At 37.1% G+C, this 11,435-nt stretch carries 8 protein-coding genes; 1 reads left to right on the top strand and 7 read right to left on the bottom strand.

Going from position 1 to position 11,435, the window contains the following annotated elements:
• Positions 1-218: 218 nt before the first annotated feature.
• The 5 genes from Q0039_RS04155 to Q0039_RS04175 all read right to left on the bottom strand — a co-directional run bounded on the left by Q0039_RS04155 (position 219) and on the right by Q0039_RS04175 (position 7,485).
• Positions 219-2,282, bottom strand: a complete 2,064-nt coding sequence (locus Q0039_RS04155) for a DUF349 domain-containing protein (RefSeq protein WP_297509515.1) — start codon at positions 2,280-2,282, stop codon at positions 219-221.
• 130 nt (positions 2,283-2,412) lie between these two features.
• The gene (locus Q0039_RS04160; protein WP_297509518.1) at positions 2,413-3,162 is read right to left on the bottom strand and encodes a shikimate dehydrogenase; all 750 of its coding nucleotides are present in this window, start codon (positions 3,160-3,162) and stop codon (positions 2,413-2,415) included.
• The gene (locus tag Q0039_RS04165; RefSeq protein ID WP_297509520.1) at positions 3,162-4,556 is read right to left on the bottom strand and encodes a tetratricopeptide repeat protein; all 1,395 of its coding nucleotides are present in this window, start codon (positions 4,554-4,556) and stop codon (positions 3,162-3,164) included. Before Q0039_RS04165 ends, Q0039_RS04160 begins: the two co-directional genes overlap by 1 nt.
• A 103-nt stretch (positions 4,557-4,659) precedes the next feature.
• Entirely contained in the window at positions 4,660-5,862 is a 1,203-nt protein-coding gene (locus tag Q0039_RS04170) for an aspartate aminotransferase family protein (RefSeq protein ID WP_297509523.1), read from the bottom strand.
• Positions 5,863-5,874: 12 nt separating this feature from the next.
• Positions 5,875-7,485 carry an OstA-like protein gene (locus Q0039_RS04175; protein ID WP_297509535.1) on the bottom strand — a complete coding sequence of 537 codons (1,611 nt, stop codon included), beginning with the start codon at positions 7,483-7,485 and terminating at the stop codon, positions 5,875-5,877.
• 236 nt (positions 7,486-7,721) lie between these two features.
• Between Q0039_RS04175 and Q0039_RS04180 the strand changes: the two genes are divergently transcribed.
• Positions 7,722-9,485 carry an alpha-amylase family glycosyl hydrolase gene (locus Q0039_RS04180; protein WP_297509538.1) on the top strand — a complete coding sequence of 588 codons (1,764 nt, stop codon included), beginning with the start codon at positions 7,722-7,724 and terminating at the stop codon, positions 9,483-9,485.
• Positions 9,486-9,521: 36 nt separating this feature from the next.
• Here the strand turns inward: Q0039_RS04180 and Q0039_RS04185 are convergent, their stop codons facing one another.
• Together Q0039_RS04185 and Q0039_RS04190 are read right to left on the bottom strand one after the other, a co-directional pair.
• Positions 9,522-10,793, bottom strand: coding sequence for an adenylosuccinate synthase (locus Q0039_RS04185; protein WP_297509526.1), 1,272 nt, complete (start codon positions 10,791-10,793; stop codon positions 9,522-9,524).
• 26 nt (positions 10,794-10,819) lie between these two features.
• A complete protein-coding gene (locus Q0039_RS04190; protein ID WP_297509529.1) occupies positions 10,820-11,272 on the bottom strand; it encodes a transcriptional repressor in 453 nt (150 codons plus the stop codon).
• Between the last annotated feature and the right edge of the window lie 163 nt (positions 11,273-11,435).

Consider the following 11,435-nt stretch of genomic DNA (forward strand, 5'->3'; position numbering starts at 1 on the left):
AAAAAGTTATTAAAAATAAGATTTCAGAGTGTTTTTTCATAATTGGATTCTAAAATTACATTCAACCTAATAGGGGACGGTTGGATAACTCGTGTATCTTGGTCCCGGAACATTGTATTTTTGAATGCGTGAAGGTTGCATGAGTAACACTATTTTTACCCAAATGTATAGCACTGTTACTAGCTGTAAAATGATATTTGTCATGCAAAAAAAATCCGCTATTCAGCGGACTCTTTATTTTGTTTGATCAAAGTATTGATGTGTTTTAGTTTATCTTTCCATGTTGCCAACTCTCCTTTGTGTCGTTCGATGCTTTTCTTTACTTCATTGACAATCGGGTTGTTTTTGGAATTTTGAAAAAATTGAATATTGTTTTCCAACTGAAAGATTTCTTGTTGTACTTCATCAATCTTTCGCATTATAAATAACTTTTCATTATCCAATTTGCGACGATCATCTCCAACAAACGTATCCAATTTACTCGTAAAACGGTTCATTTCACCTTCTTTTTTACTCGTGCTCAATTTTTCAAATAAGGCATCTAAGATTTTATTGAATTTACCTTCAATATGACGGCGATTAAAAGGAACTTTACCCAATCCTTTCCAGTTATCTATATGTGCTTTTATCGCTTCGAGGTCTGATTTATGTTCACCCGATAATTCAAAGGTTCGCAATTGTTCCAAATAGGCTTTCTTTTGGTTAAATGCTTCTATTTCAACCGCATTTTCTTCTTTTTTACTGTCCTTTAAACGTTCAAAATAGAGATTGCAAGCTTCTTTGAATTCTTTCCAAAGCGAATCTGAAAATTTACGTGGTACATGGCCAATCGCTTTCCATTCCTCTTGAATTTGTTTCATTATCATAGTGGCTTTCTCAAAGTCCTCTGAATTTTTTAATTCATTGGCTTTTACTACTAAGGCTTGTTTACGACTTAAATTATCGCTTTGGTCGCGTTTGATGTCTTTATAAAATGAATTTTTAAGAACATTAAAATTACGTACGGCCAGTTTAAATGCAGCCCAGGTCGCTTCATTGAGTTCTGCCGGAACTTTTCCTGCTGCAAAGAATGCATTGCGCAACGATTCAACTTTGGCAATTTGATTTATCCATAAAGCATGCGTATTCACTTTTTCTGTTGCCAATTGTTCTAATTGTGCAATAATAGCTTGCTTTTTCTGTAAATTTTCTGTTTCTTGAATTCGGAAACTTTCGGCTAATGATTCCCGTTTATCATGCATTTGTTTTGTTAATGCACTAAATTGTTGCCACAGCTCCTCACGAACTTCTTTCGAAACTGGTCCAATTTCTTCTTTCCAAATGCGGTGTAAGTCTTGCAATTCACGAAATGCCTTATTGATATCGGTTTCGTCTAATAGTGCTTGCACCCGTGCTATGATTCGTTGTTTTTGATCTAAATTATTTTTAAATTCCAAATCACGAGCTTCACGGTCCAAATGGAGAACATCATAAAAATTTTCCAAATGGAAATGATAGTTATTCCATACGTGATTGTATTTGTCTTTGGGAATTGGTCCTGCATTTTTCCAGCGTTCGCGAATATCATTTAATTGTTTAAGGGCTTGCGCTATGTTACCCGATGAATTGGCAACTACATGTTTCAATTCTTCAACCAAAGCTTCTCGTTTCTCGAGATTTAATTTTAACGCATTTTGAAGCGATTTAAAGTGTTTGGTTTTTAAATCTCTGAATTGATTATATAACAGGTCAAAGCGTTTTTTTAATGGAAAATCATACTGAAAGTCTTCTGTCGAATCGGGATTTTCAGCATAGAATTCGTCACGCTTTTCATCGATAAAATGATGAAATTTAGCCAAAAATGATTTGCGCACTTCTTCAACATGTTCATTTACCGACATAATGTGTTCTACTTGAACCAATGATTCCAATTGTGCAACCAATTGTTCCATTGACAAGGTGTCATAATCTTGCATCGGAATATCATGACGGCCCTTCAAGGTCACATCTTCACTTTCTTCGGCATTGACATCGGCAATTGCATTTACGGCTGCTTCTTGAGCAGTGACTTCAATTGGAGCATTCGCTTCAATCGTTTCACCCGAAAGCACTTCTGTCTCAACTGGATTTTCAGCAGTTAAAGAAACTTCAACTTCGGTATCGGGTACCGGGTTTTCTTGATCTATTTCCGGCGTAACCGTTTCCTGTACCTCAGTATTTTGTGGGTTATCTTCGGTTTGATTTTCCATTCCGTCTGAGCCGTTTTGTTCTGGCATCAGGTTATCATTCAATTCTTCAGACATTCGCTTGTGTTGTGAAGTTATATACTAATTAAGGGCGAAAGATACTAAACCAAAGGCAAAGTTCAAAAGAAAATAATGCTTTGTAGCGGCATTACTATTTTAATTAATGGACATCAACTATTTTTCTGTTCTATTTATTCCAAATTTCCCATGCTTTTTCAGCTTGAAAAACCAACATTGAATAACCATTTTTGACTACGGCACCTTGGGATTCGGCTTGTTGTAAAAATGCAGATTTTTCGGGATTATAAATTAAATCAAAGGCCAAGTGCTGTGGTGTGAATAAATGATAGGGAAGCGGTGGGAAAGCTTCTATATTTGGGAAAGTTCCTAAAGGCGTGCAATTGACAATAAGTGTGTGGGATTCAAAAATTGAAGGCTCTAATTCTTCATAATGAATACAATTGACTTGATTTGTTCTGGAAACAAAAGTAGCCGTAATTCCGAGCTGTTTTAACCCGTAAGCGATTGCTTTGGCAGCTCCGCCTGTTCCAACAAGTAATGCTTTTTTGTGGTGGGATTGCAGCAAAGGCTTCACTGCTGTGTTAAATCCGTACCAGTCAGAATTATATCCTTTTAATTGCCCATTTTTTTTAAAACGAATTACATTGACGGCACCAATTTCTTGAGCATTTTTTGATAATTCATCCAAATAAGGAATGATCGATTCTTTGTAGGGAGTCGTTACATTTAACCCTTTTATATCGGGATATTTTGCTAAAATTTCAGGAAAAGCAGTGATATCTTTAAGATCGAAATTTTCATAAATACACCCATTATCATTTTCGGCTTCAAACTTTTGGCTGAAATAGGTCCGAGAAAACGAATAGTCAATGTTTCGACCAATTAATCCAAAACGATTTTTGGGAGTATTTGCCATTATTTTTCAAACTTCGAAATATAATTTTGGACCTCAGTTTGCTCCCAAATCGATGGGAATAATGTAGCAATAAGTGTATGATTTTGATAATTCAAGCGCAATCCGTTGGCCAAATGAAATAAACCTTTTTCGCTTAAATTTTGGATAAAATACAAACCGGCTAATCGGTACTCAATTTCTTGCTCTTCAGGATAATATTCTGATGCTTGCAAAAGGGTATGCACGGCATGCTCATATTCACCTAAGTACTGTAAAATACCAACCCAAAACAACCAAGTATCCAATTCAAAATCACCCAACTCGACGGCTTTACGGTAACCGTATTCCGCCTCTTCAAAAAAGTTCATTGCCTCGTTAATGGTTGCATATCGTTTCCAATATCCAGGATTTTGATCGTCAATAGCAAGTGCTTTGTTGACATGAAACAAAGCTTTTTGGAAGTTTTTTTCGCGTATGTAAAAATCAGTTATTGCAATCCAACCCTTGTCCAAAAGGGGGTCTTCATGAACTGTTTGGTTGAAATACTTCATTGCCTCTGCGCGGTTTCCTAACTTTTCATAACATTTCCCGATACGCAACAAGGCATAGGAGGTTGGATCATCTAAAGCTATGGTTTGGTTATAACACGCAATGGCTTCTTCATAGCGTTTTAGTCGCTCCAATGCTTTCCCTTTTTCCATAAATGCTCCCACAAAGGTGTCATCTATATAGGTGGCAAATTCAAAAGCACGAACAGCATTTTCATAATCTTTTAATCCATAATACAAACGACCCGATTGGTGCCAAGCGATTTCACTATACGGATTACGCTCAATATATGTTTTTAAATAATCGACGGCCGCTTTGTTTTGATCCAAAAATTCAAAACAATAAACTACATTATAAAGAGCAGATTGATCTAGGAAATCTTCTTCGAGGCATTTAATAAAACTTTCTTTAGCAGCTTCTAAATTATCCATGAAAAGATATTCCATCCCCATTAAGTTGTAGACATCGGCAAAATCATCGGTATAATTTAAAGCTTCCTGCAAACATGCTACGGCTTTCTCGTGGTTGTCACGTTTGGAATAAATACTAGCCCGTTGAATGAAAATTTCTTCATTATGAGGCTCTATTGCATACAATTCGTTTAACAATTTTTCAGCAGCGTCCAATTTGTCTTCATAAACAAGCATTTCAACTTGAACCAATTTTAATCCGGTCGATTTTGGATGCTGGTCCAATCCCAATTTAAGCGCTTTTTTGGCTAAATTGGTTTTGCCCATATCGAGATAATACAAAATGATTTCCTCAAATTCTTCCGAATCGAAGAAGAACACTTTGTTTGTTTTCAGCATCGACTCAAAACGATTGAGTGATAAATTGTGGTTTTCTTCTTCGTGATCCAAATACATAGCAAATGGGTTTACGTTTGGTTTATTAAAGGTACTGAAACCTTATCGGAAAACGTAAAAAGTAACGATTTGTTTTAAACAATTTAATTAACAGCCGATACGGTTAATTAAGGTTATCTTCAGCGAGGAGTTCGTCTAGCGTTTCAAGTAAGATTGCGCATCCTTCTCGAATTTCTTCTTCTGAAATAGTTAGGGGTGGTGTAATGCGTATTGCTTTTCCTTCGAATAAGAGCCAAAATAAGATCAAACCTTTGTCTTGTGCTTTTAGAATTGCGCGATTGGTTATTTCGGGTGTTGCGGTCATTGCGGCCAACATTAAGCCTCGTCCTCTAATTTCTTCGATTAAGGGATGAATTAATAACGAGCGAAATAATTTTTCCTTTTCTATCGATTGAAGGGCATAATCTTGTTCCAAAACCACTTGTAGGGTCGCTAAACTGGCAGCAGCAATAACAGGATGACCACCAAATGTAGTAATATGCCCTAGTTTCGGGTCATGACTGAGCAAGTCCATATATTTTTCATTGGCAATAAATCCGCCAACCGGCATTCCGCCAGCCATTCCTTTTCCTATAACGACAACATCAGGAACAACATTGTAATTTTCATAGCCAAACAATTTACCGGTTCGACCAAAACCCGGTTGGATTTCATCGATTATCATCAATGCGCCTACCGCTTCACAGCGTTGTTTGACTTTAGCTAGAAAATCATTCTGGGGTTCGATAAATCCAGCACCACCTTGAATACTCTCTAAAATAATCCCCGCAGTTTTTGTGGTAATTTTTTCTAAATCCGCTTCGTTGTTAAATGTGATAAAGTCGACATCGGGAACCAATGGGCGAAAGATTTGTTTGCGCTCTTCAAATCCCATGACGCTCATCGAACCCATAGTGTTGCCATGGTACGCATTATGGCAAGCGATTAATTGCGATCGTCCTGTAACGCGGCGAACTAATTTTAGAGCCCCTTCCGTAGCTTCTGTACCAGAGTTTACCAGGTATACTTTGTTTAATGAGGGATGCATGTTTTGTACCAATAATTTACAATATTGGGTTGCCGGATGTTGTGCATATTCGCCATACACCATAACATGCGAATAGCGGTGTAATTGGTCAATAATTGCTTGATTTACGCGAGGATGTTGGTGCCCAAGTGAACAGGCAGATACCCCCGCTACAAAGTCAAGGTATTTTTTATTTTGGGTATCGTAAATATAGCTTCCTTTAGCATAGGCAACTTCCATCGCCAAAGGATAGGGTGAGGTTTGTGCTTGGTATTTAAAAAAGTCCGCTTTACTACTCATCGTAAGTCGGTTTTATTTTTTAGGTTTTGAAACGTTTTTTTTATCGTAATTCAAGGTTTCCTTTCGAATCGGCATGGGTTGGACAACCTTTGCTTTTTCTTTTTCCGATTCGCTTTGAATCTTGATTTCAGCTTCTTTTTCCTCTTCAGGAAAGATGTCTTCTTTTGATTTTATTTTTTCATCAATACGCCATACAAAGCCCCGAAGTTTTCTTACATTTTCTGGAAATTCGTTTTCAGGATACAGTGTGCCATTGTTTTTATTAAAAAACGTTATGGTTTCTATTTTTCCGTTTTCCAACAAAAGGTTAATCCGACTACAAGCTGATTTTTCGATACCGATAAGTTCGTTCTGATCATTACGGGTAAAATAAATCACTTCATTATTTTTAACGACATCGACTTCATAGAGTTTATTATCCCTAAATTTTCCATACAAGTTGACTCCTTTAATCTGATTGAAACCCGCGCCAAGCGTATCTTTGGATATGATAAATGCGTTGTTTAACACTTTAAGCGAATCCAGTTTTTCGGTCGTATTATTTCCAATTAAATGCATTAAATCTCCCGTTAACTGTTTTTCATTATTCCATAAAATGGGACGTCCAATGAGTTTTGTTAGCGCCGACTTTTGATCGGAATGAATCGAGTCGCACTTGCCGCTTAAATCGGTTTTATAAAAGCGAACATTTTTTTGACCACGAATGATGCGCTCACCGGCTTTTCCTGTTAAGAAAATTTTCTTAGCATGAACAAACATCGAGTCGTTTTCAATTTGGTATCGAACACTAGCGTGTTTGGTAATAAATACGGAATCTTGTTTTTTAAAAATTTCGGCATAATGGCCTTTAACGATCGCTTTATTAATAGAATCGGTAATTTTTACATTTCGAGTCCCCGAAGAAAACTCACGGGCTCGATCAAAATACAAACTATCACCTTCTATCAGTCGTTCTTTGTATTTGATATACGATTTTCGGAGAAAATGCCCGCTATTTTTTTTGGTGTTGTAGAACCCGTTTTCGGTATATATAAAGTTATCTTTTCCTGTAATTGTCGAAGGTCCAAATAAATAAGAATGCCCAGAATTGGTATAATAATCGAGGTGATTGGACTTGATTACATACTGCGGATTTTTCAGTTCGACTGCTGTTAAAAACCGGTATTTTTTTTCTTTAACATAATAGGTGCCCGAATTGCTCTTTAGGGTATTGTCGCGATTGGTAATTAATCCTTTGGTGCGGTAATACGCTTCTTGTTTCATTCGGTCAAAATGAATCGTATCTGTAATTAAGCTCGATTCGGGAGAACGCATAACAACATCACCGGTAGCATAGGCTTTTTTTACATTACCATTATATTCGGCATACTTGCTATTTAAATATAATGTATCTCCTTGAACCATTTGCACTTGTCCAAATGCCTTTATGTAATTTTCTTTTTGAAAAAAATAGGCTTTGTTGCACGTCATAATTACCCCTTCATGATTTACGCGTACGTTACCTGTAAGCAAAACTGCATCGGGAATTTCAAATTGGTTAATGTCTTGAAAGTCGGCATTTTCAACAATAATTTTACCCGGTTGACGTTGGGAAAACAGAGTGGCACAAGTGCTAAAAAGGATTAGAAATAAACAGGTTCTAAATTTCAAGGTTTAAAATTTTAGCAAATTTATGAAAATCAGTCCTACCGAATCCGCTATTAAGTTTTTTTTATCATGGTAACGGAACGAATTCTAATTTCTATCTTTGTTTTTTGCCTTTAAAACTTAAAATTATGAAAAAAACACTACTTATTGGCGCTTTAGTATTTACCCTTCATGGGTTTGCACAAGGACAATCGAAAACGGTTGCTAGCCCAATGGCACACAAAAAGGTAGTTTATCAAGTTTTTACACGTCTTTTTGGAAATACCCAAACAACCAATAAGCCTTGGGGTACTAAAGAAGAAAATGGAGTTGGAAAGTTCAATGATTTTACCGATAAGGCTTTGCAGGAAATTAAAGATTTGGGTGTAACACACATTTGGTTTACCGGTGTGCCCCACCATGCTTTAGTTGCAGATTATACTAAATTTGGTATTTCCAATGATGACCCCGATGTGGTTAAAGGTCGCGCGGGTTCCCCCTATGCTGTTAAAGATTATTATAATGTGAACCCCGATTTGGCAGTCGATCCATCCCGTAGGATGGAAGAGTTTGAAGCGCTTATTCAACGAGCGCACCAAAAGGGGTTACAAGTTATAATTGATATTGTGCCCAATCATATTGCCCGCAATTATCACAGCATTTCCCATCCGGATTATGTTAAAAATTTTGGTGTAGATGATGATGTTACTCAGGAATACGCACGTAATAATAACTTTTATTATATCCCAGGAGTTCCTTTTCAAGTACCCTTTTCAACCGATTACAAACCATTAAACGGTGAAAAACACCCTTTAATTGATGGTAAATTTGATGAAAACCCAGCCAAATGGACCGGTAATGGTTCCCGACAACCCCAGCCCAATAGTAATGATTGGTATGAAACGGTTAAGGTCAATTATGGGGTTCGTCCTGATGGATCAAAAGATTTTCCAGAATTGCCCGATGGTTTTGAGAAAAAAATGGCAGCCGAACATTTTGAATATTGGAAAACCCAAGACGTTCCGAATTCCTGGTGGAAGTTTCGTGAAATTGCAGAGTTTTGGCTTGCAAAAGGGGTTGATGGTTTTCGGTATGATATGGCAGAAATGGTTCCTGTAGAGTTTTGGAGTTTTATGAATTCAGCCATAAAAATGAAAAATCCCAATGCTTTTTTATTGGCTGAAGTATACAATCCAAACGAGTATCGTAATTATATCTTTAAAGGGAAAATGGATTATTTGTACGATAAAGTAGAAACGTATGATCATTTGAAAGCTGTAATTCAAGGACGTACAGTAACCGACGGATTAATAACTATACGTAATCGTAATAAAGATATCGATTACCACATGTTGCATTTTTTAGACAACCACGATGAGCAGCGGTTAGCTAGCCCAGAATTTGCAGGCTCGGGTGAACGAGGTAAACCATTAATGGTGGTTTCAACTACGTTGAGTTCATCGCCAACTATGGTGTATTTTGGTCAAGAAGTGGGTGAGCCTGGGAATGAAGATGCCGGTTTTGGTAAGCGTTCTCGTACCAGTATTTTTGATTACATCGGAGTTCCTAACCACCAACGGTGGATGAATCACGGAAAATTTGATGGCGGTTTGTTGACGGAAAAAGAAAAAGCTTTACGTGATTTCTATAAACGTTTATTGAACTTCAGTATTGAAAGTTCGGCCTTGATGGGGAATTACTTTGATTTACATACCGTTAATGCTCAAACAGCGGGATACAATGGTCAACAATATGCATTTGCCCGTTGGTCGGATACCGAAAAGTTAATTGTGGTATCCAATTTTGATTCCAATCATTCCCAAACCTATACTTTGAAACTACCCAATGAATTGATTAACCTTTGGCATCTAAAAGATGGGAACTATCCTGTAAAGGATGTGTTGTATGGAAAGACGTTTCCATTAAAAGTCAAACAAGGCCTCGGATTTATAGATTTGAAACTAGAAGGCAGTGAATCCTTTATTTTAAAGTTATAAAAAACAAAACCCGCTTATGAAAAGCGGGTTTTTAATTTATCTCATTATGGTTTGTTTTCGATCGGGACCAACCGAAATCACTTTAATCGGCACTTCCACTTCTTGTTCGATAAAAGCGATGTAGTCTTTGAGTTCTTGGGGTAAACTATCATAGGTAGTCAAACCGGTAAGATCGGCATTCCAACCTTTGAATTCGGTATAGATTGGCGTTACATTTTCCTCTTCAATGTTATAAGGTAAATGATGGATGGTTGCACCTTTATAATTATAGGCAGTACACACTTTCAATGACTCAAAACCAGAAAGCACGTCGCCTTTCATCATCATCAATTGGGTTACGCCATTAATTTGAATCGCATACTTTAAGGCCACTAAATCCAACCAGCCACAACGACGTTGACGACCGGTTACAGAGCCAAATTCATTACCGACGCGTGCCATTGTAGCCCCAACCTCATCAAACAATTCCGTCGGAAAAGGGCCGCTTCCAACACGCGTTGTATAGGCTTTAAAAATACCATAAACATCTTTGATTTTGTTGGGTGCAATACCTAAACCGGTACATGCTCCGGCAGCAGTGGTATTGGATGAAGTTACAAAGGGATACGTACCAAAGTCAACATCTAACAGTGAGCCCTGCGCACCTTCGCACAAAATTGATTTCCCAGCCTTTTGCGCTTGTACTAAATATTCTTCGCTGTCAATAAAGGTTAGTTGTTTTAATACTTCAATTGAAGCAAAGAATTCGGCTTCCATTTCAGCCAAATTATACTGGATAGCCACATCGTAGAATTTAATCATTTCTTCGTGTTTGTTGGCTAAATTACGGTAACGCTCTTGGAAGTCATCCAATTCGATATCTCCTACACGAATACCGTTACGACCGGTTTTATCCATATAGGTTGGACCAATTCCTTTTAAGGTCGAACCGATTTTGGCTTTTCCTTTTGCTGTTTCAGATGCTGCATCTAATAAACGATGTGTTGGTAAAATTAAATGCGCTTTACGGGAGATGAATAATTTGCTTTTTACATCCATATTGAATTGTTCCAAGCCCTCCAATTCTTTTTGAAAAACAACGGGATCAATTACAACACCGTTTCCGATAATATTAATTGAATTAGGGTGAAAAATTCCAGAAGGAATCGTGCGTAAAACGTGTTTGATACCGTCAAACTCTAGCGTGTGACCAGCATTGGGTCCGCCCTGAAATCGAGCAATAATATCGTATTTTGAGGTCAGAACGTCGACAATTTTTCCTTTGCCTTCATCGCCCCATTGTAATCCTAACAGTAAATCTACAGTCATTGTTGTGTGGTTTGTGTTGTATTGTATTATGCTTTTTTATTGGCATAGAAATAAAGGGAATGGTTATGTATTTCAATTCCAAAAATTTCTTCCATCGTTTTTTTAATCGTTTGAATTCGGGGATCACAAAATTCAATTACTTCACCGGTATCGGTCATTATTATGTGGTCGTGCTGTTTATCAAAGTATGATTTTTCATAATGCGCTTGGTTTTGTCCAAATTGATGTTTCCGTACCAAGCCACAATCGAGAAGAAGTTCGATCGTGTTGTACAACGTTGCCCGACTTACACGATAGTTTTTATTTTTCATTTTGATGTATAAATTTTCGACGTCAAAATGTTCTTCACTATCGTAAATTTCTTGAAGTATTGCATAGCGTTCAGGAGTTTTGCGGTGTCCGTTGGATTCCAAATATGCCGTAAAAACATGCTTTACGGTCTCCTGATTTTTAGCGTTATCCGAAGCGATTTGTGTCATAGACTACAAAGATACTTTTTTGTTTAATTGGGGCAAAACTTGAAGTGGCATTTTTTTAATGTGTTAATGAGTTAATGTGTCGATGTGTCGATGAGTCAATTTGAAAATAGAGAATAGAGAATAGAGAATAGAGAATAGAGAATAGAGAATAGAGAATAGAGAA

The sequence above is a fragment of the Flavobacterium sp. genome (assembly GCF_027484945.1).
Lineage (GTDB): Bacteria > Bacteroidota > Bacteroidia > Flavobacteriales > Flavobacteriaceae > Flavobacterium.